We start from the raw sequence: 26,845 nt of genomic DNA, 5'->3' as shown, positions 1-26,845 counted from the left end.
CGTCCTCATGATGGCGGTATGACTACGACCTTCATTCTCTTGCTCGATGAACCTGCGGCCTTGGTGGCTCGGGTTCAGCAGCAGGGTGGGCTTGGATTGGGGTCGACGCTCGGTCAGTTGTGATCGGGGTGGTGGTCGCGGGGGTGCTGGCCGGGTTTGGGGTTGCTATGCCGGTCGGGCCTGTCGGGACCTATCTGGTGGCGTTGACTGCGCGGACTTCGTTGCGTATCGGGGCGTTTGCGGCGCTCGGGGTTGCGTCGGCTGATGGCGTGTACGCCGCGGTGGCGGCAGTTGCCGGTACGGCGTTGGCGCCGTTGCTGGTGCCGGTTGTCGGGCCGTTGCGTTGGGCGTCTGTTGTCGTGCTGATCGGGCTCGCGGTGCTGGGTGCGGCCAAGGCGGTACGGCGGTATCGCGTGCAGCGGCTGGCCGTGATCGAGCAGGAGACCCCGGTCGGCGTACGGACCGCGTACTTCGGGATGCTCGGGATGACGATGCTCAACCCGTGGACGGTGATCTACTTCGCTGCACTCGTGCTGGGCGGATCCGGTGTGGCGGGGCTCGGTGAGCGGGTCGTGTTCGTCGTCGCGGCGTTTGTGGCGTCGGCGAGTTGGCAGCTGTTGCTGGCCGGCGGCGGCGCGTTGCTGGGGCGGCTGCTGACTGGTCACGTCGGCAAGTTGGTGACCGCGCTGGCGTCGACCGTGCTGATCGTGGTGCTGGCTGTCCGCCTCGTTGCCTAAGGCACCTGTCGCTCGATTGCCCCGCCGGGGTTGAGGAACAGCAGGATCGGCGGGCCGGTGTTGGGCAGGATGGCCGAGTACGCCTGGAGCTGTGGAGCGTAATAGGCGACTCGGCTGTCCAAGGCTGCCGCGGGGATGGCGTCCGTCTTGTAGTCGACGATTGTGAGACGGCCGTCGTCCTCGCGGTAGATGAGGTCGACGAATCCTTCGAGCACGGTGCCGTCGGGTTGGACCGTGCCGACGTACGACTCGCGCCAGTGCTCGCGGGCAGCGGCGCGCTTCACCACGTCGGACGCCAGCGCCGATCGGACGAGCGCGGTCACGACATCGGCGTACTCGAGCACGCCCTCGGCCAGGCACTGCGTGGAGACGGCGGATTCGATACCCGCGCCGGTCGACAGATCGACGACCTGCAGTACGGCGTGGACCGCGCGGCCGATCGCGGTGCCGTAGCGGCCCTTCGTCCACGGTGGGAGCTCCAGGTCGCGGGCAGCCTTGGCCGTGCCGGGGTCGATGTCGTCGAGCGCGACCTCCGGGCCGGTGCCTTCCAGACCGGACGCGCTCTGGGCAGAGCGGGCGCGGCTGGCGGCCTGGGCGGCGGACGCCCGGGTTTCCCACTCTGTTCGAGAGATCGGCGGGGTGACGTCGGGGCTGCCGGACGGTTCGCGGTCGGGGACCGGTGGGCTGGTGAACAAGGTCGAGTGCGGCGCCTCGACGCCGCCGGCGGAGGCGAGCAGCTCGGCGTTGCTGGAGTGGCGGCGGTTGCCGGAGCGGTGCAGCGAGACGATCAGATGATCGCGGGCGCGCGTCGCGGCGACGTACAGCAGGCGGCGGCGTTCGTAGTCGTCCATCTGCTCGTCGACCGGCTGCACGAGGTCGAAGTCCTCGGTCTGCACGGACGACTTGAGTTTGACGGCGTACCCGCCGTCCGGAGGCCAGAGGACCTGGACGCCGCGCTGGCGGTTCGGCGCCGCGGTCATGCCGGAGAGGATGACGATCGGGAACTCGAGGCCCTTCGCGGCGTGGATCGTCATCACGCGGACCGCGTCGGCGTCAGTCTCGGGGAGCACAGCCTCGGCGACGCGGGAGGTTTCTTCGCCCTGGTGGGCGGCCCAGGCGAGGTACGAACGCAGGCCGCCGTGCTCGACCTCCGACCATGCGCGGGCCTGGTCGACGACGAACCGGATGCGGCGCCAGGCGTCGCGAGCTCGTGGGCCGATCGCGGCGACCTCCAGCATGCGGCGGTCGGCGACGATCTTCGCGAGGACCTCGCTGGGCGTGAGCCAGCGGGCGGCGTAGTGCGTCCGGCGGAGCCACTCCATCGCGTCGCCGACCGGGTGAGTCAGGAGCTGATCGGGGACCGGCGCGGTCAGCGTGAACGAGCCGCCGGAGCGCTTCCAGGTGTAGAGGTCGTCGTCGCCGCAGCCGAACAGCGGTGAGCGCAGGGTGGTGACGAGCGCGAGTTGGTCGCTCGGGTCGCCGAGCGCGCGGGCGCAGGCGAGCAGGTTGCGGACCTCGGCAGTTTGATAGACGAGCGAGCTGGCCTCGGCGCGGTACGGGATGTCGGCGCGGTCGAGAGCGTCTTCCAGGAACGGGAGGGAGGTGCGGGCCGGGACGAGTACGGCGATGTCACCGGCCGCCGCGGGACGCCAGGTCTCGGCGCGGTCGTCGTACACCAGCCAGCCGTCGCGGAGGGCCTGCTCGACGACCGACGCGACGTCGGCGGCCTCACGCTCGCGGAGGACGGAGGCCTGCGCACGTGGGAGGTCGTCGTGCGGCGTCGGACCGAGGATGGTGACGGCGGGGCCGGCGGATGGGTCGTCCTCTTCCGGAGGCATCTGATCCGCGGGTACGTCGGCGGCCACGGCGTCGTCGCGTCGACGGAACGGCAGCACCGACGCGAGGTCCGCCGGCTGGTCGTCGCCGTCAGATCCGCGGTCGTCCGAGGCCGGGCTGTCGTCGAAGAGGCTGGGGTCGTCGAAGATAGAGAGCTGGTCGCCGCCCTTCACGGGGGCGGGCTCGAGAGGCCGGCCGTGTGCACTGGGGTGGGACACGGCTGTAGAGCCCGAAGCAGTGTCCGAGGAGGGCAGTGCCCCGCCTGCCGGTGTCGCGGTGTCGATTGCGGTGGGACTGGTGCGGTGGGGAGCGAGGGACTGGTACGACGGCTGGGTGGCTTCTTGAGGCTGGATCAACGTGGCGAAGACCGTGTTGATCCAGGCCAGGATCGGCGGCACCGTGCGGAAGTTGGTAGTCAGGGCGACGGTCTCGCCGAGGAGATCCTGGGCGGTCAGGTACGTCGCGATGTTGGCCCGGCGGAACCGGTAGATGGACTGCTTCGGATCACCCACCACGAACAGCCGACCGTCAGGCACCTCGACATCGCGCCAATCCTCGGCGTCGGCCTCGACACCACCGGCGATGCGAACCGCGAGCTCGATCTGGATCGGGTCGGTGTCCTGGAACTCGTCCAGCAGCAGCCGCTCGAACCGCTCCTGGAGCTCCCCGCGAACAGCCGCATCCCGCCGCAGCAGATCGCGAGCCAGTACGAGCAGGTCGTGGAACTCCAGCCGTCCCTCGGCGCGACGAAGCTCGGCCGACTCCAGCACCCGCTCCGCGATCCAGTGAGAAAGATGCCGCAGGCAAGCATCAAGCAGCAGCTCGACGAGCGAACCGGCGACCTCGACCACCTCGGTGCAGTCCCCGCGCACCTTGGTGACATCGGGCCAGTTCTCCTTGCGCCCGATCCGCCCGACCTTCAACCCACGCAGCGTTTGCAGAATCGCAAGCTGCGTTTCCTGGTCAGTGGCGGCATCCAGCATCAGACCGAGCTCACGGATCTGCACGAGCTTGGGCAGCAGCCGGTCCTCGGGATCGAGGCAGGAGCCGACCGCGCCGCCGATCTGCGCGGCCGCGGCGATCAGCCCGGTCAGATCCGGCATCGCGACCAGCTCGGGCGGATCGACCAGCACGCGTTCGGCGATCAGGTCCCAGTCGTTGCCGAACAGCCGAGCGAGCGACCGAAGATGCTTCAGCTCGACCCCGACGGCCATAGCAAGGAGCAACGGCTCGGCGATCGAGTCGTCGTCAAGCAGCTGCTGCTGCAACTCCGCCCAGCGTTCCTCGAACGCAACCGACGACCCGACCTCGTCCAGTACGTCGATCAGCGGAGGCAGGCCGGCTTCGATCGGATGCGCGAGCAGGATCTGTTGCGCGAACGCATGCAGCGTGCCGATCGAAGCGGAGTCCAGGTCGTCCAGCGCCCCGTCGGCCAGCTCACGGGCATCGCCCTTCCGCGCTCGCTCGAACTCGACCCGCAGCCGATCCCGCAGCTCCGCGCCCGCCTTCTCGGTGAAGGTGACGGCAGCGATCGTCCGCAGCGGTACGCCGTCCCGCAGTACCAAGGTGGTTACGCGGTCGACCAACGCATGCGTCTTGCCCGACCCGGCCCCGGCCTCGACGAACAGGGTCGTCTCGGTGTCGGAGCGGATCCGGTCGCGCGCGGCGCCGTCGAGCAGCTGTTCACTCATCGCCGGTCTCCAACGCAGTCGGATCGATGAGTCGCACCAGCCGCTCCAACACGGGGTCGTGACGCTTGCGGTCCCAGCGCGCGCGGACCTCGCTGTGCCCGATGCCGTCGGGGTTGCAGTACGGGCATTGCACCCACAGGAAGTCCGGCACCTCGGGCGCCTTCGGCGGGAAGTACCCGGCTGCGATCGACGACACGATCACATCGAGCGTGTCGACGTACCGCTCCTCGACCTCGGGAGTCAGCGGAACCGGGATCCGCTTGCCGCCACGCCGCACGAACCAGTACGACGCCTCGACCGGAGTCGCCGGCTCGCCCAACCTGGCGCGGGCAGCGTACGCGTACACCGGCAGTTGCAGCTTGGTCCCGCCCGCGACCGGGTCCGACTCGATGCCCTCGTACCGCGAGAAGCCGCCCGTCTTCACGTCGGTCACGTAGATCGTCCCGTCGGAGCCGAGATCGACCTTGTCGGCGGACCCGCGCAACAGCACCCGACCGGACGGCACCGGAATCTCCACCGGCGGCTCGCCGTCGAACCCGAACCGCAGCTCGCTCGCCACGACCGACGCCGACCGCTCCGCACGCCACCGGTCGTCGTCGGTCAGCAGGACCATCAGGTCGCCGAGGATCCGCAACCGCTCGCGCTGCCACAAGCGCGGATGCCCGGTCAGCCCTTCGGCCTCGAACTGCTCGGCCAGATCGGCCCCGATCGCCAGCAGCAGCGAGCGTTGGTCGGCCGTCCACGGCACGCCGTACGCCGGGAGAGAGCCCGCCAGCCGCGTGACGAACGCGTCGAGGCTGTTGTGGATCAGGTTCCCGATCTGCACCGGTGAGATCACCAGCAGGTCCTCGGGCGCTTCGAGCGGCTCCACCTGAAGCAGCCGCTCGACGAAGTACGCATGCGGACACGTCGCATAGGACTCGAGCGAGGTCGGCGACGCGATCCGGTCCTCGACCGCGTATTCAGGCAGGCCGGACACACCCGACAAGTCGCCGTCGAAGCGCGTGAACGCATGCGAACCGCGCCCGCGCAGCAGCTCCCGAGCTCGCACCAGCACGCTGTCCTGCACCCACAACCCGGCTGCGGCGGCGCGTGTCTGCCACTCCTGCTCCGTCGCCGGCATCGTTGCCATCGTCAACGATCCGGCGTACGACGCGGAGGTCTGCAGCACCTCGTCGTAACGGTCCCACTGTGTCGCCGGCAGGGCGTGGTCACCCGTCAGGTCCCGCAGCGACCCGAGCAGCCAACGCGTCGGCAGCCGGCGTGAAGATCGCCGCAGATCGCCCCGCGGGAACGCCGCCACGACCCGCGAGCCCGCCGAGAACGCGACCAGCAGATGCCGTTGCTTCTCGTCCAATCGATCGCGGAACGACGCCAGCTCCGGCGCGGCCGCCTCGCGCACCCGATGGGGGAGCAGCGCATCCTCGTGAACCCGCCCCGGATACAGGTCCTCCGACAGCCCGACGACGTACACGATGTCTGCTGACAGACCCACGCTCGCGGACAGCGGCGCGACCAGCACGCCTGTCCCGAACGTCCCGACCCGAGGCAGCGACTGCTGCAGCTCCAGATCCAGGACATCGCGGAGCACCGCCAGGCTCGCCGGAGTACCGAGCTCGTCCAACGTCGACAACCCGGTCAACGATCCCTCGACCGCCGCGGCGGCGTACTGCTCCTCGATCGGCAGAGACGAGTAGTCACCCAGCAGATCGTGGAAGAGCCGCAGGACCCCCTCGGCCAGCTCGGCCCAGGTCTCCAACTCCGCGAGGGCGCTCAACCGCCGCCGCAGTGTCGAAGCAAATGCATGCAACCGCTCAGCCGTCGAGGCGTTGTACTGCGCACGCCGCACCGCCGCCGGCCGCGGGTCCTCGGCCGCCTCTTCCTGATCAGCAGTCCGTCGCTCCGACTGCGCATACCGCGCGAGTCGCGTGTCCCAGTCGTCCCCGCGCACGACTCCGGCCGCTCGCGACATCCGCTCCCACTGCGGCACCGGGATCCGCTCGCCGCCGAAGTCGCGCGTCGGCGCATTCGCCAGCGCGCGGAACACATCGGCCCGCGGCAGATCCTGATCGACCAACGCCAGTACTTCGAGCAGCGTCCGCGCGATCGCCCGCTCGTGCACCGGTCGCGTCCCTGGGCCGTTGACCTCGATCTTCGCTGCGCCGAGGTGCTCGTGCAGCAATCGCGCGTACGGCGAAGCGGCTGAGTAGAGCACCGCGATCCGGTGTGCGGGCGTGTGCTCCAACGCCGACACGACGTCGCGCACGACGCAGCGGACCTCGTCGTCGGCGTCGGACGCGTTGAGGATCTCGGTCGCAACCGGGTAGTTCTTCGAGATCGATCGCGGCAGGTCGATCCCGATCCGTTCGAGCGATCGCCGGACGGCGCGGTCGGCGCGGCGTACGTCGGTCAGGCCAACGATCACCGTGAGATCAGCGGCCGCGTCCCCGAGCGCGGCGACGAACGCGGCCTCGGACTGTGTCAGCTCCTGCGGAAGATAGAGGACGAGCGCGCCGAGCTCACGGACGACCTCCGGCGAGGATGCGATCCGGGCCGCCGCGGCGCGGAGCAGGTCGGTCTCGTCGTACCAGTCGGAGGCCAGCTCGTCGGTGACGTGGCGGTGCAGGCGGACCAGATCTGGGCCGAGAGCGGATGCGTGCGAGACCTTGTCGAGCGCGGGATCGGTGAGGTCACGGAGCTCGCGATGGGCAGATGCAAGCGCTTGGATCGTGGACGGGTGCTCGGCGACCTCCTCGAAGATGCCAGGCGCCTTCGCGAGCGCCGTCCGCCAGGTGGCCGCGACGATCGGGCGGGTGGCGGGGCGCCGGGGTGACAGCGTGCCGGCGGCGATCTGCTCGGCCAGCCGCTCGAGCGTCGCCAGATACAGACCCGCGATCCCGGAAACGGCGAGATGCCGGCGCGCGATGACGCCGGACAGGTTGTTGGGCAGCAGCAGGGTGACAGGGGTCATCAGATCGTCGGCCTTCAGCCGCGCGACCACGGCCTGCAGGCACTCCAGCGCCGCGGCGCCGTACGCCGTGCTCTCGATCCGGGTGGTGCTCACCACGACCTCCCCTCGACTGTCAACGGAGACGGTAGACCCTGCCACAGACAGAAAGGTGAAGGGGCGCGAAACGCCAAGGTTTCTGCAGGGTCGGCGGCTGCCTCTCACAATGAAGAAATGACCAGGGAGACGACGATCGCGCGGGTGTTGCTCGTGTGCGTCTTCGCGCCCGGCGGCGGCCTGTTCGGCAAGGCGGTGGCCGAGGCCGCCCAGGCCCGTCCGTGGTGGCCGTGGCTGGTCGCCGCCCTGGTCTGGCTGCTGGTCTCCGGGGCGATCGCGGGCTGGATCTCGGCGGCGGTGTCGCACCATTCCGCCGAGCACAGATAATGCTGCGATGGTCGCCGCGGTGCATCACGTCGAGATCTGGGTCCCGGACCTGTCCCGGGCCGTCGCAAGCTGGGGCTGGGTCCTCAACCGGCTGGGCTGGAAGGACGGTGACGGCTGGCCCGGCGGCATGACCTGGATCGCCCCCGACGGCTCGTACGTCGTGGTCGAGCAGAGCCCCGCGATGTCGGCCGCCGAGCACGACCGGATGCGGCCCGGGATGAACCACCTGGCGCTGAACGCCGCCGGCCGGGCCGAGGTGGACACCGTCGTCGACGAGGCGGCCGAACACGGCTGGACGCTGATGTTCGCCGACCGCCATCCGTACGCCGGCGGCCCGCAGCATTACGCCGCCTTCCTCCACAACACCGACGGCTACGAGCTCGAGATCGTCGCGCCCGATTAGCAGGTGAGACTACTGATGCCTGGAGTGACGGATGGGACTACAGGTGTGACATGGTTACTCCAGGCAATCAGTACGGTCACGGGGCAAGTGGAAGGGCGGTGCTCGTGACGGAGAAGCCTGACGGGGCGAGTGTGCCCGGGTCGGCCTCGCCGGAGCTACTGGAAGCGCGGATCCGCGGTCTGCAGCATGCGCTGGGACAGCTGCTGGAGAACGCGCGGCGGTTGACCCAGGGCGAGCATCAGCGCGCGGTCCGGCTGCATCGTCAGTTACAGGAGCAGACGGCTGTCGCGCGGCGCGAGTCGCGCGGGCTGGTCGACGCGAAGACCGCCGAGGCGTTGTCCGAGGCCGAGCCGAAGGCCCGGTTGCTCGCGGACCGGCTCGCGCCCGGCCTGGGTTCGATCCCGCCGAACGACGCGCGCTGGCGTTCCCGGCAGCTGGTCGGCGCGGGCGTCCCGTCGTACGTGCGGGTCGGTGAGCTGGACGCCGGTACGCCGGTGGTCGCGCCGCTGCTCCAGACGAACGGCTGGAAGGTCACCGCGGACCGCAACGAGAACGCGCGCCGGCTGCTGCAGAGCATCGCGTTGCGGCTGATCGCGGCGGCGGAACCGTTCCGGCTCCGCGTCGACGCGTTCGATCCGCGACTGACCGGGATGATGGGGCTGCTCGGTCACCTGACCACGAAGTACCCGCAATTGGTGCCGAGGGCAACGCACACCGCGGAGCAGCTGCACACCGTGCTGTCGGGGCTGGTCGACGTCTCGTCGCTGCGGGCGAGCCGGCAGGCGCAGCTTGGGCACGAGCGGTTCGAGGAGCTGCTCAAGGAGACCGGGCAGGTCACCGATCCGTACCGGCTCGTCATCCTCTTCGACTACCCGTCCGGCATCGACACGCTCGCCCAGCGCGACCTGCTCCGGCTGGCCGCGACCGCCGGCAAGCGGGGGATCTGTTTCCTCGTGCACTACGACGCCTCGACCGCGGCCGAGCTGGACGTCGACTCGAAACAGTTGCTCGAGCTCCTCAATCCCGTTGTCATCAGCAATGACAAGGTCGAGGTCGCGCAGTTGCCGCCGGCAAGACTCGACCCGCCGTTCGACGCGACCGTTGCCGCCGGCATCTGTGACGTCATCGCCGAGCAGGCCGACATCGCCGTCCTGCCGACCATCGATTTCGAACGGACCCTGCCGGACCGTTCCACCTGGTGGCAACCGGTCAAGGACGAGATCGGCGCCGTGATCGGGTACGACGACCGCACGCCGGCGCTGGTGCGGTTGCGTAGCGGCAACCCGGCGCTTCCGCACGTGCTCGTCGGCGGCGCGGTCGGCCAGGGCAAGTCGAACCTGCTGCTCGTTCTGATCCACGGGCTCGCGGCGCGGTACGCACCGGCGGACCTGGAGATGTACCTGCTCGACTTCAAGCACGGCGTCGAGTTCTCGGCGCTGGGTCCGGGGCCGAACCGGCCGCACTGGTTGCCCCAGGTGCGGGTCCTCGGCGTGCACAGCGACCGCGCGTTCGGTCTCGCCGTACTGCGTCATCTGTCGGACGAGCTCGCGCGGCGCAGCGAGATCTTCAAGTCGCACGGCAACGTCGCCGACATCGCGGAGCTCGCGCCGGGTCCGGATCGGCCGCCGCGCATCCTCGTCGTACTCGACGAGTTCCAGGTGCTGCTCGAGGACGACGACGAGCTGGCGGACGAGGCCGCGAAGTTGCTGGAGCGGCTGGTCCGGCTGGGACGTGCGTACGGCGTGCACGTCGTACTGGCGACGCAGACGATCGAGGGCGTGAAGCGGCTGTCGACGCGGCGGGACTCGATCTTCGGCCAGGTGCCGTACCGGATCGCGCTGAAGACGACGCCGGCCGACTCGCAGGCGATCCTGCGGAGCGGGAACACGGCGGCGGCCGAACTGCAGTTCCGCGGCGAGGCCGTGCTGAACGCGAATTTCGGGTCGCCGGACGACAACCAGCATGTGCTCGTGAGCTTCGCGGACAAGCCGGTGCTGGACGTACTGCGGCACGAGCTGTGGTCGCGCGCGGGGTCGGAGGTTCGGCCCCCGCGGGTGTTCCACCTGGCCGAGCCCGCGCATCTGACGGAGACGGCCGCCGCGGTGAAGCCCGAGTTCGGGCGGCCGTGGACGGGGTTGCCGATCGCGGTGACCGAGGAGCCGGTGTCCGTCGAGGTGCGGCCCGAGCCCGGCGGCGGCGTACTCGTGCTGGGGGACGGTCCGGCGGACGCGCTCGGCGTACTGACCGGGTTGGCGGTGTCGACGGCGGCGGCTGCGGTGGACCCGCCGCGGTTCGTGTTCGTCGACGGGACCAACTCGGCGCCGGCGGTTGCCGAGGGCAAGGATGCGCTGGTGCAGGTACTGCGGGAGCTCGGCTGCGAGGTCGAGACCGTGGACAAGCATGACGACATCGCGCCGCGGCTGTTCGCGTTGCGGGAGGCGATGCGGACGGGGCAGGCCGGCGGGACGTACCTGCTCGGGTTCGGGTTCCACGGCGTACCGCGGATGCAGGTACACGCCGAGGGGTACTTCGAGAGCCCGGCGAACGCGCTGCAGGACATCGTGCGGGACGGGCCGGCCCAGGGCCTGATCACGTACGGGTGGTGGAACCGGCTGCATGTCTGCACCGAGCAGCTCGGGTACGGGCGGGCCAACGTGGCGACGCATCTGTTCCTGCGGCACCCGCAGGACGGCGTACGGGCGGTGGCAGGGCCGTTGGTGCGATGGGCGTCGGAGCCGCATCGGGCGCTGCTGTGGGACGGGCTGCATCCTGAGGCACAGGTCGTCGTACCGTTCGCCGCGCTGCGGGCGGACGAGGTGGATCGCACGGTGGAGCTGGTACGTCGATGAAGACGATCGAGCAGGAGTGGTCGGAGTACGTGCGGGCGTTGCGCACGGTCGCGATGGCGCGCGCCGACGCGCAACAGGCGCAGGACCGGTTGACCGCGCACAAGTCCAAGGCCGAGGCGACCGCGGCGGCAGAGGCCGACGCGATGGCCGAGCGCGGCCTGAAGCTGCAGACCCGGCTGAACGCGCTCGCCGAGAAGGCCGCGGCCAGCCTGCAGCGCGCCGGGCTGCCCGCCGAGGGGAAGCGGGCGAACCACACGCTGCCCGAGATCCGGGCGCTGAACGACATAGAGACCGTTGCCGAGCGCATCACGTCGCAGCTGTCCGAAGCCGTTGACCAGCTGGAAGAGGTCCGGGCTACGGCCCGGGCGCTTCAGGAACAGCGCAAGCGGCGTACCATCAGCGCGGTCCTGGCGCTGGTCGGGTTCGTGGTGGTGTGGGTGTTCAGCAGGTCGTTCCTGGCTGGGGTCGAGGCCGCGGCGATCGCGGCCGTCACGATGCTGGCCGCCTCGCGGGTGCTCGGGCTGCCGCGGCTGCCCGGCGCGCGCTGGTGGGGCTGGGGCGGTGCGGTCGTGGTCTTCGTGTTGATGGCGGCCGGTCTGCCGTGGTGGATCGGGATCGGGGTGCCGGTCGTGGTAGCGGGTACGGCGATCGTGCTGCCGAAGAAGCGCAACTAGGGTTTGGGAGTGGGTTGAGGTGTCCGACGTACTGCGGCTCAAGGAACAGCTGCACCAGGTCTCGATGGAGGCCAAGCAGGCGGCCGGCGGCCTGGCCGGGTTCAAGCTCCGCTTCACCCAGCACAGCCAGCTGGTGGAGAGCCTGATCGCGGGCACCGCGACCGGTATCGATCGCGACATCACCGAGATCCTGGAGGCCGCGAGCAAGGCGGTCGAGCAGGCCGCCGAGGCCCTCGAGATCGCGTCCGCCGGCTGCAAGAACTACGCCGACCAGATCTGAGGCTGTGGGGGCGCCGGGATGCCGTCGGAGCTGCAGCGGGTCGCGCGCGGTCTGGTCGACTGCTTCGACGAGATCCCGCGCGTGGTCGAGCAGTTGCAGCGGACCGCCGTACGGTGCCGGGAGAACGCGCAACTCGCGCTGATCGCGTCCCGCGGTCAGGCAACCGTCGCTGCCCAGCAACTGGACGCCGCCGCCCGGGCCTGCGAAGCCGCCGCCCACTACCTGTCGATGGCGCCCCCGAAGGCCCGCGGCTGGGCCGAAGGCCTCGTCGGCACCGCAGGCCCGTCGACGAACCGCCCGTCGTCGGACTCCGCGGACCGCAACAAGCTCACCAGCGGCTCCGGCGACCTCGACTCGCTGGGGCGGACCAAGCGCCTCAGCTACGAGTACGAAGACCTGGAAGTTGCCGAAGACAACGAGCCCCCGCTGATCACGGTCGCCCGCAAAGCCTTCGAAAAATACCGCAAGTCCCACGAGAAGGACGACGAGGAAGAACGCGACGCCGAGCCGCTCGAGGTAGAGATCCGCATCACCGAAACCGGCGAGATCGAATTCGAGGAACGCGACGAGAAACAGGACAAGAAACGCAACGAACACCTCCTCGAAGACTTCCAAATCGAAGTAGACCTCACCGAAGCCGTCAAAGCCCTCCTGGCATCCATGGCCACCACCGCCGACCAACAGTGGCAACACGCCAACCTCACCATCACCACAGACGAAACAACAGCCACCTTCGACTACCCGGAAGAAGACCGCCCCCAACCGATAGTCGTCAACGTCGAACTCCCCGACCTGCCGGATCGCCAGCCGGGGGCAGAGCCTGCGGAACCAGTCGACGTGGAACTCCAGGACGTAGAGCTCCAGGAGGTCGAGCTCGGCGGCGATTTCGGCGACTATACGCAGCGGCTGATCGAGGTCGGACGGGTCCGGCCGATCGTCGGCTCCGGCCCGGAGATGGAGTTCCAGCGCGAACACTGCGGACCTGTCGAGTTCCGGCTGACGGTCGATGAGCGGCTTCCCCGTGCGGTGTGGGCGGATGGACTCGACGCTGTCCTGCGTCGCGCGCAGGACGCCAAGTACGTCGCTCCGACTTCGGGCTCGTCGTTCTATCGACCGAGTTCGCTGCCGCCGTTCCTGCGCCAGATCGCGGAAGAGAAGAACGATCACATGCTGCTCAAGTACCGAGAGGTGATCGAGGACAGGTCGAACCCGGTCGAAGGGCTCGAAATCATCACCAACGACCACGATGCGGCGGCATACTTCCAGGACCGCATGCGAGCACTGGACATCTCAGGAAACGTGACGCTCAAACCAGAGGATGATTCATGACGGAGTACGTCGTCGCACCGTTGGAGCAGCCGGACTGGGTTGTTGACGCGGGGGAGTTCGCCGCTGCTTTGCGGGAGCGGTGGCCGGGGGCGCGGGTTGAGGTGGGGGCGGTTGCGGGGTCGACGATGGGGCTGGAGGCGTTGATTCCGCTGGGGCCTGGGTCGCGGGAGTTGGGGGTTGCGCTGAGCGGGACGGGGCAGGCGGTGAGTCTGGAGCCGGCGGATGCTGAGGCTGCTGCCGAGTTTGCGGAGTGGTTCGTCCGGGTGGTGCTTCCTGGGCGGCCAGGGATCCACCTGATTGAGCCTGCTTCGATGACGACCGTCGAGCTGACGCCGGAGCTGAGTGCCGACGAGATCCGGCGGCGTATCAGCTGATGTCGAGCGACGACGACATCTTCTTCTCGGGTGGGGCTGTTGAGGATGTGGCGGAGTGGATGGCGCGGACGCTGGGGCTGGAGCGGCTCGAGTCTCCCGATCTTGAAGAAGGTGAGTATCTCTTCAAGAAACAATCGCGGTTCACCGACGGTCTGGGCGTGCTGCTGTTGGTACGGCCGAACATCCATCTCGTGGTGGATCCCGAACCGGACGAGGTATCCGTGATCGACGGTTGCACCGGCATGGCCAAGGTTCGGCTTGCGGGGGTGAAAGACGTGCAGGCGCAGACCCGTGAGGCGTGCACGATCTTCAGCGAGCTTGCTGCGACTGCGCCTCGCGTGGCTCTGGTTCTCACTAATGCTTTGTCGACCGTCGTAGCGGCGTACCGGCCGGGTGCCGGCGTGCGCTCCTTTCCGGCCGGGACGTCGATGGACCTGGATGACATCGGGGTCTGGCGGCCGTGGGTCGGTGGGGGTCCTCACGGCGGGTGAGAATTTTCTGGGGAATCGCGTCATGAACGGCTGAGAGCTTCGTCACTACCTGTGAACCCATCCCCACAGGGAAGTGGAAGTGATTGACGTGAAAGGTTGTGCGAGGTCGCTGATGGGAAACGGCTCGGTTCGGGGCCGGGTGTATTGAGATGGCTGACGATGGTGATCCTCACCCGGGGGCGGTCCGGGTGGAGCGGCGGCGGGTGCGGGTCTGGTTCGGGGACCATGTGGTTGCCGATTACCGGGCCGAGGCCGAGCTGGCCGAGCGGTACGCCGCGGCCATGTCGCGCAGGTTCGCCGGTCTGCGGGTGACCAGTGACCCGGTGCCGGACCAGGATCCCGGTCCGGAGCGGAAGCTGCCGGGGGAACGGCTCTGGGAGGTTGCGCCGAAATGAGTTCCCGTCGTTTCCGGTTGATCCGTCATCAAGATGTCTCCGGTGTCAGCGGCACCGGGCCTGTCGCCGAGGGCGTGCAGTTCACCGACGGAGCCGTGGCGCTGCGCTGGTACGGCGACTATCCGACCACGACCGTGTGGGACGGCATCGAGTCCGTCATCGCGATCCACGGTCACGGCGGGGCGACCGAGGTCGAGTGGCTCGACCCGGAACGGGGTCCGGACCCCGACCTCAGGCTGCCGCCCCGCGAGTCCCTGCCACCCCGGCCCTGGCCGGACCTGCACTCGGCCCCCGAGCCGCAGGACCCCGACCCGCTCCACTCCGACGGCGACCTGGGCACTGACCGGGGTACCGATCGAGGGTTCGGGCCGGAGGGTGAGTTCAGCCGCAAGCACGGCGCCGCGCCGCCGTCTGCCTGGACGTCGTACCGAGTCTTTCGCTGACCAATCAGCTGACGCAGCTTGGATCCGGCGCCGCGGACCCGAGCTGCCCCCGAACGCGCATCGGTGCCGTCTCCCCTCCCGGCACCGGGCGTGGCCAGGGTACGGCGTGCGCCTCGGCGAGGTGGCGTACGCCGTACCCAGGCGTGGTACCGGCCCAGGCGGACTCGCGATACGCCTGGGCCGGCACCGGTCAGCGGTTGTCCATCTCCTCCAGCAGATCGAGGTTGTAGAACCTGCCGGGGCCGTCGCAGAGCTCCATCATCTTCGCCGACATCTCGGACGTGTCGGCCCGCGCGGAGTTCGCCATCGCCTCGTCGTACGACGCGAATTCGACGATCGCGAAGTACCGTCCGGGCTCGTCCCGGTCGGCGCAGCTGAGGCTGCGGATCGGCTTCGGCCCGTCGCCGTCGGCTTCGCGCTTGGCGCTGTAGTCCTCCATCAGCGCCTTGATCTCGTCCGGCTTCGACGTCCGGTACTCGATGATCTGAACGAAACCAGCCATCTCTTCCCCCTGTGGTCGGACACTCACCCCTGGGTGTCTCCTTCGACAGTGCGCCCGGATCGCCTGCCTGGCAAGGCCCGAAGTCTTACGGTGACCTGACGCGGGGAGGGCGGTCACACGCCGTTTCTGCCCTTGGCAGAGGTGTCTGGGTTTTGTCGGTCGGGCCTGATTGGCTTGCCCGCATGGAGATTCTGATCCTCGGTGGGACGGCGTGGCTCGGTCGCGAGATCGCTGCGCAAGCGGTCGCGCGCGGCCATTCGGTGACGTGTGTGGCGCGCGGCGAGAGCGGTGCGATCGCGGAGGGCGCCACGCTGATAGCTGCCGATCGCAGCCGCCCGGATGCGTACGACGCTGTCCCGCCGCGGGACTGGGATGCCGTGTTCGAGGTGTCGTGGCAGCCAGGGTTCGTGCGGGGTGCACTGGCCGCCTTCGGCGCGCGGGCGAAGCACTGGACGTACGTGTCCTCGGTGAACGCCTACGCGAAGTACGACACGCCCGGCGCGGACGAGACCGCAGTACTGCGGGAGCCGACGGAGCTGGAGGTGGTCGAGCAGGAGCTGTACGGCGAGGCCAAGGTCGCGTGCGAGCTGGCGTCACGCGAGGTGGTGGGGGATCGGCTCGTGATCGCCCGCGCCGGCTTGATCGGCGGTCCGGGGGACCGGAGCGACCGGTCGGGGACGTGGGTGGCGCGGGCGGCGCGTGCGCCGGAGGAGCCGATGCTCGTGCCGGACACGCCCGGGCTGGCGACATCGGTGATCGACGTCCGGGATCTTGCCGGCTGGCTGCTGGACAACGCGACCGAGGGCCGGACCGGGACGTTCGACACGCGCGGTCCAGTGGTGCCGTTCGGCGAGTGGATCGAGCTGGCCCGTGAGGTCGGTGGTCACACCGGGCCGGTCGTGCCGGCGCCGCGGGAGTGGCTGGAGGAGCAGAAGGTCGAGCAATACATGGGGCCGGAGTCGCTGGCGATGTGGCTGACCGAGCCTGGGTACGAGGGCTGGTCGTCGCGGAGCGGGGCGGCCGCGGCCGCGGCCGGGCTGACCCATCGGCCGCGCCGGGAGTTCCTGGTCGACGCGCTCGCGTGGGAGCGGGAGCTCGGCCTGGAGCGGGAGCGACGCGCGGGGCTGAGCCCGGCGAAGGAGAAGGAGTTGATCGAGGCACTCAAGGCATAGACAGTAGGCGCATGCGCCTGGTGCTGATCTCGGACACTCACCTGCCGGTTCGGGCGAAGAAGATGCCGGAGCCGGTCTGGGAGGCGATCGAGCGTGCCGACGTGGTCATCCATGCGGGCGACTGGGTGAGCGTCGGATTGCTGGACGAGTTGGAGGCTCGCGCGGCCCGACTCGTCGGGTGCTGGGGCAACAACGACGGCCCGGATCTACGGGCGCGTCTGCCTGAGGTTGCGCGCGTGACCCTCGACGGGCTGTCGGTTGCCGTGGTGCATGAGACCGGTTCGGCCAAGGGGCGCGAGGCGCGCTGTGAAGCGGCGTACCCGGGGGTTGACCTGCTCGTGTTCGGGCACAGCCACATCCCGTGGGACACGACGAGCCCGGGCGGACTGCGGCTGCTGAATCCGGGGTCGCCGACGGATCGCCGCAAGCAGCCGTACTGCACGTTCCAGACCGCGACGAGCACCGCCGGCCGGCTGGAAGACGTTGCCCTCCACAACCTTTAGAGGTTGCGTGCTGCAACGGATTCGGCCGGGCAGGCGGGGTCAGCGCCGTACCACCGAGTTACGGCGTGTCCGGCCGGCCCGGCCGATCGTTGTGCCGGGTCAGGCGTTCGCTGCTTCCTTGACCCGGGTCTTGAGGCGGTCCCGCACCTCTTCCGGCGTGTAGGCGCGGCGCTTCCGCTCGCCCCGCGCGATGACTACGCCCGTTGCGGCCACGCCGACGAGCCCCGCAAGTCCTACCACCTTCCATACCTTCATGACGACTAACCTAGCGACGTGACCAGCCGGATTTCACTGGATGACGCTACGGAACTGACACGAACAGGTGACATTTGGCTGTTCCGCGGCGGCAGCGCGGCGGATCGCGCTATCCAACTGACCACGAACAGCCCGGTCAACCACGTCGGGATGGCGGTCGTCGTCGAAGACCTCCCGCCGCTGATGTGGCACGCGGAGCTCGGCCGTTCGCTGCCGGACATGTGGACCGGGCAGCACCAGCGCGGCGCCCAGCTGCACAATCTGCGCGACGCGGTACTGGTGTGGGCCCGCAAGTACGGCCAGCAGGCCTGGCTGCGGCAGCTCGACCACCCCGTCACGCGCGAGATGGAGGACGCCGTACTGCGGACCGTGGCGCGGCTGGACGGTACGCCGTTCCCGTCGACGGCTCGTCTCGCGTCGAGGTGGGTGCGCGGTCGCGTACCGGCGTTCCGGCGCGGATCGCGCGAGCTCGAGCTGGAGTCGGCGTACTGCGCCGAGGTGGTCGCGGTGACGTACGAGGAGATGGGACTGCTGCGGGGGCGGAAGCTGAACTGGTACGACCCGGGCCGGTTCTGGAGCGGCGACGAACTCGAGCTGGCGCACGGAGCGCGGCTGGGTGAAGAGATCGAGGTCGAGATCCCAGTCGACGCCTGACCCGACGGAAACTGTCGGCGGCGTGTGATTGGGTTGTTCCAGTCGGTCATAAAGCCGGAGCAGAGCCGGAGGAGGCCCGGATGTATGCGGTCATCGACACCGAGACGACCGGCCTGCTGCCGGGCCATCGGCATCGGGTCATCGAGATCGCGGTCGTGCTGCTCGACGCCCGCGGGCAGGTCGAGCACGAGTGGGTGACGTTGCTCAACCCCCAGCGGGACCTGGGGCCGCAGCATATCCACGGGATTCTGACCGCCGACGTTCTGGCGGCGCCGGAGTTCGGTGACATCGCGCGGCAGTTGGGGCAGTTGCTGGCCGGGCGGATGGTGGTCGGGCACAACGTCGAGTTCGATCTCGGATTCCTGCGCGCGGAGTTCGCGCGTCTCGGGGTCACGGTGCCGCTGATCACCGAGCGGTCGATGTGCACGATGGCGCTGGCGGGTTATCTCTACCCGGGCGCGAAGCGGACGCTCGGCGCTTGCTGCGCGGCCGCCGGCATTTCGATCGAAGGCTGGCATTCGGCGATGGCCGACACGCGAGCGACCGCCGAGCTGTTTTCCCAGTACCTGAAGGCGTTTCCGTCACCGCCGCCGTGGCAGTGGGCCTACGAGGAGGTCCGACGCCTGCCCTGGCCGGCCTTGCCGGGGTCCGACGTCGCGCCGACAGTTCGTCCGGTGCACGCCGGTGGACGCCATGGCTGGATGAGCCGACTCGTCGACCAGCTGCCACGAGTGCCCGAGCCGCCGCAGGCCGACTCGTACCTCGTGCTGCTCGACACGATCCTCGCCAACGGGGAGATCACGGCAGCCGACGCGGATCAGTTGGTGCAGGTGGCCACGGAGCTGGGGCTGACGCGTCCGCAGGTCGACAGTCTGCATCGCTGGTATGTGGCTGCGCTCGCGACGGCGTCCTGGGGCGACGGGACGATCACACCGGATCAGCGCAACGACGTCGACCGGGTCGCTGTCATGCTCGGGCGTCGCGCGACCGATGTCGACGATGCGCTGCTCCGGGCCAGCGCCGGGCAGTACGTCGTACCGGATCGTCCTGGCTCGCGCGGGTTTCCGCCGGGCAGCACGATGGTCTTCACCGGTGACATGGTCGAGCCGCGCGAGGTGTGGTGGGATCGCGCGGTGGCGGCTGGGTTCGTTCCGCAGGAGGCGGTCCGGCCGGAGACGACGTTCGTGGTGGCCGCGGATGTCGACAGCTTGTCGGTGAAGGCTCGGGTGGCGCGCGAGTTCGAGGTCCCGATCATCTCGGTCGACGACTTCCGCAGGATGATCCCGGCCGAGCGCACAAGCGAGCACAAGAGCGAGCGCAAGGCCGGGTGAGTGTCAGGCGATCAGGTGCTCCGGGTTCAGCAGGGCGTGGAGGGTCAGCCCGGCCTCGGTGAGTGGATCAGGCGTGGTCGCGTTGCGGTTGATGACGCAGAGCGCGTCGGTGATTTTCGCGCCGAGCGCGCGGAGATCGTTGGTCGACAAAACGATCTGTCCGCCGGTGGTGACGACGTCCTCGACGATCGTGACGCGGCGTCCCTCGATGTCGGCGCCCTCGGCCAGGCGGCGAGTGCCATACGCTTTCGCCTCCTTGCGGACGAACGCGCACGGCAGCCCGCTGTGACGGCCCAGTGCGGTCACGACCGGTATGCCGCCCATCTCCAGCCCGGCCAGGACCTCGGTGCCCGGCGGGATCAGCGGGACCATGGCCGCGGTCACCTCGTCCAGCAGGACCGGATCGGCCTCGAACCGGTACTTGTCGAAGTACTCCGTCGTCGTCTGTCCGGACCGCAGGACGAACTCCCCGGTCAGGTGAGCTGTCGCATAGATCCGCCGGCCGAGTTCCTGTAGGTCCACACCCGGCACCCTATCCGGCGCCTAGGCGAGGTCGTCCTCGTCGGGGAGGGGTTCGATCTCGAAGCGGAGCTGCTTGCCGGAGCGGATGCGTTCGATCGCGGACAGGCAGGCGGGTTCGCTCATCTGGACGCCGATCTCGGCGAGCTTGTGCCGCAGCACGCGGGCCGCGTCCTCGGCGGAGCGGGCGCTGGACTCGTTGATCGCCTCGATCGTGGTGGCGGTGAGCTTCTCGCGGATGTCCGGGTGTGTCTGGTGGATCTCGTGCGTGATGCGGAACTCGGTCATCGCGACTCGCTCTCCTCTTGTCCTCTGCGGGCCGATGGTGGGACCAGCGTAGTGTCCCGGGACCTCAGCTGAGCACGCGTCGGACGAAAGTTTCCAGGCGGGTCGTGAGTCGCTCCGAGCGGACCTCCGGTGTCGCGGTCTCGCCCTGGGGCAGGTCGAGCTCGCGCAGGCCGCGGATGTACAGCGAGCAGGCGAGGTCGGCGCAGATGTACATGCCGACCGTGTTGCCCTCGCGGCCGGCCGAACCGGCGCGGCGGGCGGCGAACAACGCGACGTCACTGACGTGATGCGCGGTGTTGCAGAGGTCGCAGAGTCCGGCGAACCGGCGGACTGCTCCCGAGTTCTGGGTGCTGACCGCGATCCCGGTCACCCCGCCCTCGCGGCGCACCACCAGGTAGCCGCGGTTCGGCGCCTTGGCATCGCGCCAGCCGAGGAAGTCCAGCGACTCCCAGTGCAGCTCGGTGAACCGCGACGGCAGCGCGATCGCCTTCACCTGGCTCTTGGTCGAATTGACGAACGAGCGCCTGATCTCGTCGCCGCTGAGCGGTTCCACGACGGTCCTCCAGTTTCTCCGGCCATCTATGAGACCCGGTGCCGACGGCCCGCCGCAACCGATTAACTCGGTTGCCAGGGGCAACGGTCAGCTGTCGGCGTACGACGTCCCCCGGGTCTCGTCGTGGCTGCGGAGATCGACGCCGAAGTCCACGAAGGCCTTCAGTCGCAGCAGCAGTGAGACCACCTCCGCGCAATCGCCGGGATCGGTCGAGCTGAGCGTGAGCTCGGTCCCGCCGGTCTCCCCGGCGGCGAGCGCGAACGTGAGCGTGCTGCCGAAGTACTGCAGCCGGTAGCGCTCGTCCTGGACGGCCTCCTCGATCCGGCACTCACCGGTCCGCCCGTCGCCGAGCACGAACGAGATCACCCCGCCCGACTCCGGCGCCGAGGTGGCCCAGAACCGCTCCCGGCCGAGCGACGTACTCACCGCGCGATAGACGTCGTTCGGCCCCGACGCGCAGAACACCTTCCGCTCCACCGAACTCCCACTCTCTCCTCGACCGCGTCCATTCTCCGACCCCGACAGGTCCATGAGGTGAACACGCCGGGTGGGGGGTGGACTTCTGAGCGTCAAAGGTGAAATCTGTACTGTGTAAAGTTCAACTAGTCCTCTGGAGGAATCCGCGATGTCCAACGAGTACGCCGCACTGTCCGGCGACTACACGCTCGACGCGGCGCACACCCGGATCGGGTTCAGCGCCCGGCACGCGATGGTGACCAAGGTCCGCGGTGCGTTCGACGAGTTCGAGGGCTCGTTCCACATCGACGGCGAGAACCCGGCCAACTCGTCCGGCACGGTGACGATCCAGGCCAAGAGCATCAACACCCGCAACGGCCAGCGCGACGAGCACCTGCGCAGCAACGACTTCCTCGCGATGGACGAGCACCCGGAGATCACGTTCACCTCGACCGCGGTCAAGCCGAGCGGCGACGGCGAGTTCGTGGTGTCGGGCGACCTGACGATCCGCGGCGTGACCAAGCCGGTCGACGTGACGTTCGAGTACACCGGTGCGGCGACCGACCCGTTCGGCAACCAGCGCGTCGGCCTCGAGGGCTCGGTCGTGATCAACCGCAAGGACTTCGGCGTCAGCTGGAACGCGGCGCTCGAGGGCGGCGGCGTCCTCGTCAGCGAGAAGGTCACGCTGGAGCTCGAGGTCTCGGCGATCAAGAACGCCTGACCTGTCTGCCTGACTTCGCGGTGGGTGTCGCCGGTCGGCGGCACCCACTCGTGCGTTCAGGCGTGGCGACTCGTCTGGTGCAGGAGCGATTCGACGGCCTCGCGGAGCTCGGTGTCGTGGTGCGGCCCGGACCAGACGACGATGCGGCCCTTGTCGCCGAGCTTGGTGGTGACCAGGTCGCGCGCGGGCTCGGGGTCGCCTTGGTTGAGCAGTACGACGAGACGCCGGCCGTCGCGCTGCAGGCGATCGAGCAGCGGCGGGAGCGTCGAGCCGCGGAACGGCCCGGGGTCGCTCTTCACCTTGGTCTCGATCATCACGCCGCGGCCGCGGACCACGAGCAGGAAGTCCGCGCGGTCCCGGGTGAATTCGCGGTCGTGATAGATCCGCGCCTTCGGCCACAGGCGTTGCAGCGCCGCGTCGACCTCGGCGTCGTACTGGACGGCGAGGCGGCTGACGCGGGAGTTCGTCCGCCGGAAGGACTCCGGCGTACGACGGCCACCGCACCACGTCGGCAGCCAACGGCGGAAACTCGTGTCGATCATCGGTGGACCCCAGACATACCCAGCCGGCACTTGCTGGTGAGTGTTCCCGAGGTCGGCAAGCGGAATCCGGGGGCCACGCAATCGTGATCCCACTGGGACGAATCAGCAGGCGTTCGGGGTGGTGGTGCCGCCGTCGACGATCCAGCGGGACTGCTGGGGGAGGACGCGCATCTGGTCCAGCCAGCGGGTCGGGGTGGTGTTCGGGAGGACGGAGTGGCCGCGGGAGTTCACCGTGCGGGCCGCGGAGGTGTCATAGCAGGCGCTGACGATGACGCCGTTGGAGGCGATGGTCCGCTGCGCCCACAGGACCTTCGTCGTGCCGGTGTTGTGCAGCTTCTTCGTCCGGAAGTACTTCGCCTGGGCGCTGATCGCCTGGTACATCTTCGGTGTCATCACCTGCTGCAGCTGCGTCGTCCGCCCGCCGCCGCTGCGCATCATCGCGTCGAGGGCGATCCGGTACGCGTAGTACGCGTTGACCACCGGGTCGTCGGAGCCGGCCGCCGCTGCCGCCTCGTCGGTGAGACTCGGGCGGGCCGCCTTCTGGGCAGCAGGTGCCGCGTTCGCGACGCCGGCGTCGGTGCCGCAGCCGGGAACGAGCAAAACCGGGATCAGCGTGGCGGCCACCGCCAGGTTCCGCATGCGCATGGTGTCCAGTACCTCCTGTTGGGCGCGGCCTCGCCGCTCGTGCCGTCGGGCAGCCCAGCGAGCCGTGTACGCCGTCCGGCACTGACCGTGTAACGTCGGGACACGCATCGTGGTCACTGTGACCTGGATCACAGTCGACCCCCTACCGGGGTACTGGGCGCCGGTTGGCTCCCGGGCTGGATGTGCCGGGAGCGTCCGATTTCTAGCCTCTATCTCAGGACCTGAGACTCGAGGAGACACGATGACGGACATACTCAGCCGCCACAGGGCGGACACCCGACCGGCGGACGACAGGGCGCAGCGGCCGGCCCGGTCACAGGTTCAGCCACGAGCCCGGTCACGCGCGCGGTCGCTGGTTCGGTCGCTGGCAAGGTCGCTGGCTAGGTCGCTGGTGTACGACGCGGTGCTGGCGCCGGTCAGTGTGCAGACGCTGGCGGACGCGATGCTCGGGGAGCCGCAGGCCGCCGGACGGCGCTGGCGCAGGCTGGCGGCGTACCGGCTCGGCTGGCGCGGTCTGGTCGGCAAGGGCCGGGCCGTCGGCGAACCCTCGGCCGGTGTCGTGTTCGGCTACGGACTGCTCAGCGCGGTGCTCGGGCTGATGAGCTGGTTCCTGATGCTGCTGGTGGTGACGGCTGTCGTGCGCGGCCCGTTCTGGGGCTTCGTGGAGCATGGCCCGATCGAGCCCGGCACGTGGGGCGGTCCGACGCGGGCCGGCGCGTGGACGGCCCACGGGCTGATCGCCGTACCGTGCATCGTCGCGTTCCTGTTCGTGCTGTGGGGGATCGCGGCGCTGCAGGCCCAGCTGGTCCGGCCGCTGTACGGACTGGCCGCCCGCAAATGGGTGCTTCCGGCAACTATCGTGCTGGCGGCGGGGAGTCTGGCGTTCTTCTGGTCCTGGTTCGAGCAACTGTGAGTAGGGTCCAACCGTGAACAAGTGGCCGCACGGGCGGTGGGCGTGGGCGGCGGCGTTCGGGGTCGCCGCGCTGCTCGTCCTGACGGTCATGGATCTCGGGCAGCACTACGAGGTACAGCTAGGCGCGGTGCTGGCGCTCGCCCTCGCGCGGGCGCTGGCCCTGGGCCTGGTGTGGCTGCGGCCGCGGGCCGCGATGCTGGTCTCGCTCATCACGACAGCCATCACCGCGGCGGTGACGACGCCGGTCAGCTCGAGTGAACCGTGGCCGTGGGGTACTACGGCAGCGTTCGGCCACTCGTTTGTCATCGCGATCGCAGGTGCTCGTGGACTCGGCCGGCGCGAGCAGGTCGCCTGGTGGGTGGCCACGCAAGCGGTAGGCGTCGTCGCTGTCGAGCTGGCGCCGGACCGCGGCAGCTTGCGTGGTCTGATCACCATGGCGATCCTCTCGGCCGTGGCGATCGTGGTGGGCGACCTGATCCACACCCGTAGTCAGACGAACAGGCGGTTGGCCGAGCAGGAGACCATCACCAAGGCCGAGCGCGCGGAGCGGGAGCGCCTGCAGGAGCGGGCGCGGATCGCACGCGAGCTGCACGACGTCGTGGCACACCACATGTCGGTTGTGGTCGTACGCGCGGACAGTGCGCCCCACCGGCTGGCCGACGTACCGGAGAACGTCCGTGAGGAGTTCACCGAGATCGCCGACGCGGCACGTGTCTCGCTGACTGAGATGCGCCGAGTACTGCGGCTGCTGCGCGAGCCGGTCGAACAGCCGCCGATGGGGGAGCTCGGGCCGCAGCCAGGACTGGGGGAGCTGGCTGACCTCATCGAGAGCACGCGCCGGGCTGGTGCGGACGTGCGGCTGACAGGTGAGGTGCCAACGGGTTTCGACCAGACCCTTGAGCTGACGGCCTACCGGGTTGTGCAGGAGGCGCTGAGCAACGCAGTACGGCATGCACCGCACGCAGTAGTGGAGGTGGCGGTCAAGCGGACCGGTGACGAGCTAGAGGTCACCGTGCACAACACTCCGCCGCCAGGTGGGCCGGCGGCAGCGCCGGGTAGTGGTCACGGGCTGACAGGGATGCGTGAGCGCGTGGCGCTCGTGGAGGGGACGATGAGCGCTGCGCCGACCCCTGAGGGCGGTTACCTGGTGCAGGCGATCATTCCGGTCGGGCAGGAGGTGGCGAGTGGCGATCACGGTCATGGTGGTTGACGACCAGGAGATGGTGCGGGCCGGGTTCAGCGCGTTGCTCGATGCGCAGCCAGGTCTTCAGGTTGTCGGACAAGCTGGTGACGGCGCGCAGGCAGTGGAGTTGGCCGCGGAGCTGAAACCGGACGTGATCCTGATGGATGTGCGTATGCCGGTCCTCGACGGCCTCGCCGCGACCCGGCGCATCCTGGCCGGCTCGACCCCGGGCGAGCCGCCGCGGGTCGTGATGCTGACGACGTTCGACCTCGACGACTACGTGTACGCCGCACTTCGCGCCGGCGCGAGCGGGTTCCTGCTGAAGCACTCCACGCCCGACGAGCTGGCCGCGGCCGTACGAGTCGTGGCCGCCGGTGATGCGCTGCTGGCCCCGTCCGTCACCCGTCGGCTCGTGGAGGACTTCGCGCGAGCGCAGCCCGTCGTACCGATCACGCCGGTGCAGCTGACGCCGCGGGAGACCGACGTACTGCGGCTGGTTGCCCGGGGACTGTCCAACCGGCAGATCGCCGACGAGCTGGTGCTGGCCGAGCAGACCGTGAAGACGCATGTCAGCAACATCCTGACCAAGCTGGACCTGCGAGACCGGGCTCAGGCAGTCGTCTACGCCTATGAGGCAGGCGTGGTGACCCCAGGTCCGCGACACTAGGCCGATGGACGTTCTCGAACGCGTACGCCGGCTGTGCCTCGCGATGCCCGAGGCGACCGAGCGACCGAGTCACGGTGAGCCGACCTGGTTCGTGCGCGACAAGAAGGTGTTCGTCATGTACGCCGACCACCACCACGACGACCGCCTCGGCGTCTGGATGGCAGCGCCGCCCGGTGTCCAGGAGGCGCTGGTCGCTGAGGACCCCGAGCACTTCTACCGACCGCCGTACGTCGGTCACCGGGGCTGGCTAGGGGTCTACCTGGACGTGGACGTCGACTGGGATCACTTCGAGGACCTGGTCGAGAACGCGTTCCGCCAGATCGCACCAAAGACGCTGATCGCCCGGCTGGACCAGCTCTAGTCGTTCAGCGGCACCGACGTCTGCGGGAGGCTGGCGATCTCCCTGCTCCAGCTGGCGGCGTGCTCCGGGACGTCCCACTCCCAGTCCGTGATCTGTGCGGTGCTCCGGCGTCCGAAGACGGCCCGGAAGAGCTCGTACGAGCTGGTGCGGGCTACAGCGGCCGGAGCGTCGGAGTTGACCGAGTAGGTGCCGTCCGGAGTGATGACGGTCAGCGGGCCGGGCTCGTCGAGCATCCAGTCCAGTGCGGCCAGCCAGAGCTCAGCGGGCGGCCGTCTGCTGCCGATGGCTCCGTGCAGATCGGCTTCGTGGACCGCGGCGTCGACGTACGGGTTGCAGACCAGCGGATGCGACGTGGTGCCTTCGACGATCAGCTTCTCCAGTAGGGGCCCAACGGTCGCCCACTCCTCCAGCACCTCCGCTATGGGCAGGTTGCGACGCTTCTCGACCTGTACTGCGGTCCACGGCGGACGTGGTGCGCCGACGACGTTGCCGACCACGAAGTCGGCGGCCACTCCGGTCAGGTGCGAGACCAGACTGTGCACACTCCACTGCGGGCAGGCAGGCACCTGGCGATCCAGGTCCTCCAGGCTCAGGTCGCGGACCGCGTCTGCCATCCGTTCGCGCCCCGCGTGGTACAGCTCAGCACTTCTCTGTGCATCCATCACGTCCCCATTGCACCGATAGGGT

31 protein-coding genes are annotated in these 26,845 nt (G+C 69.2%); 20 read left to right on the top strand and 11 right to left on the bottom strand.

Annotated elements, in window-relative coordinates:
- Positions 1–119: 119 nt before the first annotated feature.
- On the top strand, positions 120–737 hold the full coding sequence (locus tag ABT313_RS13240) for a LysE family transporter (protein ID WP_350851832.1): 618 nt from the start codon (positions 120–122) through the stop codon (positions 735–737).
- On the opposite strand, the gene ABT313_RS13235 is transcribed toward ABT313_RS13240, so the two are convergent.
- Both ABT313_RS13235 and ABT313_RS13230 read right to left on the bottom strand, forming a co-directional pair.
- Positions 734–4,264, bottom strand: coding sequence for a UvrD-helicase domain-containing protein (locus ABT313_RS13235; protein WP_350851830.1), 3,531 nt, complete (start codon positions 4,262–4,264; stop codon positions 734–736). The two genes, ABT313_RS13240 and ABT313_RS13235, sit on opposite strands and share 4 nt — an antisense overlap.
- Positions 4,257–7,328: a PD-(D/E)XK nuclease family protein gene (locus tag ABT313_RS13230; RefSeq protein ID WP_350851828.1), complete on the bottom strand. Its 3,072-nt coding sequence runs from the start codon at positions 7,326–7,328 to the stop codon at positions 4,257–4,259. Before ABT313_RS13230 ends, ABT313_RS13235 begins: the two co-directional genes overlap by 8 nt.
- Before the next feature lie 117 nt (positions 7,329–7,445).
- On the opposite strand from ABT313_RS13230, the gene ABT313_RS13225 reads away from it, so the two are divergent.
- The 10 genes from ABT313_RS13225 (at position 7,446) to ABT313_RS13180 (ending at position 14,893) form a co-directional block, all read left to right on the top strand.
- Positions 7,446–7,655, top strand: a complete 210-nt coding sequence (locus ABT313_RS13225; RefSeq protein WP_350851826.1) for a hypothetical protein — start codon at positions 7,446–7,448, stop codon at positions 7,653–7,655.
- A gap of 7 nt (positions 7,656–7,662) precedes the next feature.
- Positions 7,663–8,058, top strand: a complete 396-nt coding sequence (locus tag ABT313_RS13220) for a VOC family protein (protein ID WP_350851824.1) — start codon at positions 7,663–7,665, stop codon at positions 8,056–8,058.
- 104 nt (positions 8,059–8,162) lie between these two features.
- On the top strand, positions 8,163–10,907 hold the full coding sequence (locus ABT313_RS13215; protein WP_350851822.1) for an FtsK/SpoIIIE domain-containing protein: 2,745 nt from the start codon (positions 8,163–8,165) through the stop codon (positions 10,905–10,907).
- Entirely contained in the window at positions 10,904–11,581 is a 678-nt protein-coding gene (locus ABT313_RS13210; protein WP_350851821.1) for a hypothetical protein, read from the top strand. The genes ABT313_RS13215 and ABT313_RS13210 overlap by 4 nt, the downstream gene beginning before the upstream one ends.
- 19 nt (positions 11,582–11,600) lie before the next feature.
- The gene (locus tag ABT313_RS13205; protein WP_130388988.1) at positions 11,601–11,861 is read left to right on the top strand and encodes a hypothetical protein; all 261 of its coding nucleotides are present in this window, start codon (positions 11,601–11,603) and stop codon (positions 11,859–11,861) included.
- An 18-nt stretch (positions 11,862–11,879) separates the two neighbouring features.
- Positions 11,880–13,190 carry a restriction endonuclease fold toxin-2 domain-containing protein gene (locus ABT313_RS13200; RefSeq protein ID WP_350851818.1) on the top strand — a complete coding sequence of 437 codons (1,311 nt, stop codon included), beginning with the start codon at positions 11,880–11,882 and terminating at the stop codon, positions 13,188–13,190.
- On the top strand, positions 13,187–13,564 hold the full coding sequence (locus tag ABT313_RS13195) for a hypothetical protein (protein ID WP_350851817.1): 378 nt from the start codon (positions 13,187–13,189) through the stop codon (positions 13,562–13,564). The genes ABT313_RS13200 and ABT313_RS13195 overlap by 4 nt, the downstream gene beginning before the upstream one ends.
- On the top strand, positions 13,564–14,055 hold the full coding sequence (locus ABT313_RS13190) for a hypothetical protein (protein ID WP_350851815.1): 492 nt from the start codon (positions 13,564–13,566) through the stop codon (positions 14,053–14,055). The genes ABT313_RS13195 and ABT313_RS13190 overlap by 1 nt, the downstream gene beginning before the upstream one ends.
- A 149-nt stretch (positions 14,056–14,204) precedes the next feature.
- The gene (locus ABT313_RS13185; RefSeq protein WP_350851814.1) at positions 14,205–14,450 is read left to right on the top strand and encodes a hypothetical protein; all 246 of its coding nucleotides are present in this window, start codon (positions 14,205–14,207) and stop codon (positions 14,448–14,450) included.
- Positions 14,447–14,893: a hypothetical protein gene (locus tag ABT313_RS13180; protein WP_350851812.1), complete on the top strand. Its 447-nt coding sequence runs from the start codon at positions 14,447–14,449 to the stop codon at positions 14,891–14,893. Before ABT313_RS13185 ends, ABT313_RS13180 begins: the two co-directional genes overlap by 4 nt.
- Before the next feature lie 190 nt (positions 14,894–15,083).
- Here ABT313_RS13180 and ABT313_RS13175 read toward each other — a convergent pair whose 3' ends face one another.
- Complete coding sequence (locus tag ABT313_RS13175; RefSeq protein ID WP_350851810.1) at positions 15,084–15,395, bottom strand: hypothetical protein; 312 nt, start codon at positions 15,393–15,395, stop codon at positions 15,084–15,086.
- A 182-nt stretch (positions 15,396–15,577) separates the two neighbouring features.
- Between ABT313_RS13175 and ABT313_RS13170 the strand changes: the two genes are divergently transcribed.
- Positions 15,578–16,567 carry a Rossmann-fold NAD(P)-binding domain-containing protein gene (locus ABT313_RS13170; RefSeq protein WP_350851808.1) on the top strand — a complete coding sequence of 330 codons (990 nt, stop codon included), beginning with the start codon at positions 15,578–15,580 and terminating at the stop codon, positions 16,565–16,567.
- Positions 16,568–16,578: 11 nt separating this feature from the next.
- Positions 16,579–17,070 carry a metallophosphoesterase family protein gene (locus tag ABT313_RS13165; protein ID WP_350851806.1) on the top strand — a complete coding sequence of 164 codons (492 nt, stop codon included), beginning with the start codon at positions 16,579–16,581 and terminating at the stop codon, positions 17,068–17,070.
- Between the two features lie 99 nt (positions 17,071–17,169).
- Here the strand turns inward: ABT313_RS13165 and ABT313_RS13160 are convergent, their stop codons facing one another.
- On the bottom strand, positions 17,170–17,325 hold the full coding sequence (locus ABT313_RS13160; protein ID WP_165546543.1) for a hypothetical protein: 156 nt from the start codon (positions 17,323–17,325) through the stop codon (positions 17,170–17,172).
- Positions 17,326–17,343: 18 nt separating this feature from the next.
- Between ABT313_RS13160 and ABT313_RS13155 the strand changes: the two genes are divergently transcribed.
- Positions 17,344–17,979 (top strand): C40 family peptidase, encoded by a 636-nt coding sequence (locus ABT313_RS13155; RefSeq protein ID WP_350851803.1) that lies wholly within the window; start codon positions 17,344–17,346, stop codon positions 17,977–17,979.
- Positions 17,980–18,059: 80 nt separating this feature from the next.
- Entirely contained in the window at positions 18,060–19,310 is a 1,251-nt protein-coding gene (locus ABT313_RS13150; RefSeq protein ID WP_350851801.1) for an exonuclease domain-containing protein, read from the top strand.
- Positions 19,311–19,313: 3 nt separating this feature from the next.
- Here the strand turns inward: ABT313_RS13150 and ABT313_RS13145 are convergent, their stop codons facing one another.
- The 4 genes from ABT313_RS13145 to ABT313_RS13130 form a co-directional block, all read right to left on the bottom strand.
- The gene (locus tag ABT313_RS13145; RefSeq protein ID WP_350851799.1) at positions 19,314–19,832 is read right to left on the bottom strand and encodes an orotate phosphoribosyltransferase; all 519 of its coding nucleotides are present in this window, start codon (positions 19,830–19,832) and stop codon (positions 19,314–19,316) included.
- A 21-nt stretch (positions 19,833–19,853) separates the two neighbouring features.
- Positions 19,854–20,117 (bottom strand): hypothetical protein, encoded by a 264-nt coding sequence (locus ABT313_RS13140; protein WP_137257717.1) that lies wholly within the window; start codon positions 20,115–20,117, stop codon positions 19,854–19,856.
- Between the two features lie 64 nt (positions 20,118–20,181).
- Entirely contained in the window at positions 20,182–20,670 is a 489-nt protein-coding gene (locus ABT313_RS13135) for an FBP domain-containing protein (protein ID WP_350851797.1), read from the bottom strand.
- Between the two features lie 87 nt (positions 20,671–20,757).
- Positions 20,758–21,147, bottom strand: a complete 390-nt coding sequence (locus ABT313_RS13130) for an SRPBCC family protein (RefSeq protein ID WP_350851795.1) — start codon at positions 21,145–21,147, stop codon at positions 20,758–20,760.
- A 148-nt stretch (positions 21,148–21,295) separates the two neighbouring features.
- On the opposite strand from ABT313_RS13130, the gene ABT313_RS13125 reads away from it, so the two are divergent.
- On the top strand, positions 21,296–21,847 hold the full coding sequence (locus ABT313_RS13125; RefSeq protein ID WP_350851793.1) for a YceI family protein: 552 nt from the start codon (positions 21,296–21,298) through the stop codon (positions 21,845–21,847).
- A gap of 56 nt (positions 21,848–21,903) precedes the next feature.
- Here the strand turns inward: ABT313_RS13125 and ABT313_RS13120 are convergent, their stop codons facing one another.
- Positions 21,904–22,389 (bottom strand): hypothetical protein, encoded by a 486-nt coding sequence (locus tag ABT313_RS13120; protein ID WP_350851791.1) that lies wholly within the window; start codon positions 22,387–22,389, stop codon positions 21,904–21,906.
- 102 nt (positions 22,390–22,491) lie between these two features.
- On the bottom strand, positions 22,492–23,034 hold the full coding sequence (locus ABT313_RS13115; protein ID WP_350851790.1) for a hypothetical protein: 543 nt from the start codon (positions 23,032–23,034) through the stop codon (positions 22,492–22,494).
- Between the two features lie 391 nt (positions 23,035–23,425).
- On the opposite strand from ABT313_RS13115, the gene ABT313_RS13110 reads away from it, so the two are divergent.
- Genes ABT313_RS13110 through ABT313_RS13095 form a run of 4 tightly spaced genes read left to right on the top strand, consistent with a single transcriptional unit; the run spans position 23,426 to position 26,158 of the window.
- Entirely contained in the window at positions 23,426–23,947 is a 522-nt protein-coding gene (locus tag ABT313_RS13110) for a hypothetical protein (RefSeq protein ID WP_350851788.1), read from the top strand.
- Between the two features lie 13 nt (positions 23,948–23,960).
- Positions 23,961–25,157: a sensor histidine kinase gene (locus tag ABT313_RS13105; protein ID WP_350851786.1), complete on the top strand. Its 1,197-nt coding sequence runs from the start codon at positions 23,961–23,963 to the stop codon at positions 25,155–25,157.
- A complete protein-coding gene (locus tag ABT313_RS13100) occupies positions 25,132–25,797 on the top strand; it encodes a response regulator (RefSeq protein ID WP_350851784.1) in 666 nt (221 codons plus the stop codon). The genes ABT313_RS13105 and ABT313_RS13100 overlap by 26 nt, the downstream gene beginning before the upstream one ends.
- A gap of 4 nt (positions 25,798–25,801) precedes the next feature.
- Positions 25,802–26,158, top strand: coding sequence for an MmcQ/YjbR family DNA-binding protein (locus ABT313_RS13095; protein ID WP_350851782.1), 357 nt, complete (start codon positions 25,802–25,804; stop codon positions 26,156–26,158).
- Here the strand turns inward: ABT313_RS13095 and ABT313_RS13090 are convergent.
- A complete protein-coding gene (locus ABT313_RS13090; RefSeq protein WP_350851780.1) occupies positions 26,155–26,820 on the bottom strand; it encodes a maleylpyruvate isomerase N-terminal domain-containing protein in 666 nt (221 codons plus the stop codon). The two genes, ABT313_RS13095 and ABT313_RS13090, sit on opposite strands and share 4 nt — an antisense overlap.
- Positions 26,821–26,845 lie beyond the last annotated feature (25 nt).

This window comes from Kribbella sp. NPDC000426, from assembly GCF_040300265.1.
In the GTDB taxonomy this organism is placed as follows: Bacteria; Actinomycetota; Actinomycetes; order Propionibacteriales; family Kribbellaceae; genus Kribbella.
Note: the sequence above shows the minus strand (reverse complement) of the source record. Positions and strands in the feature narration are given on the sequence as shown.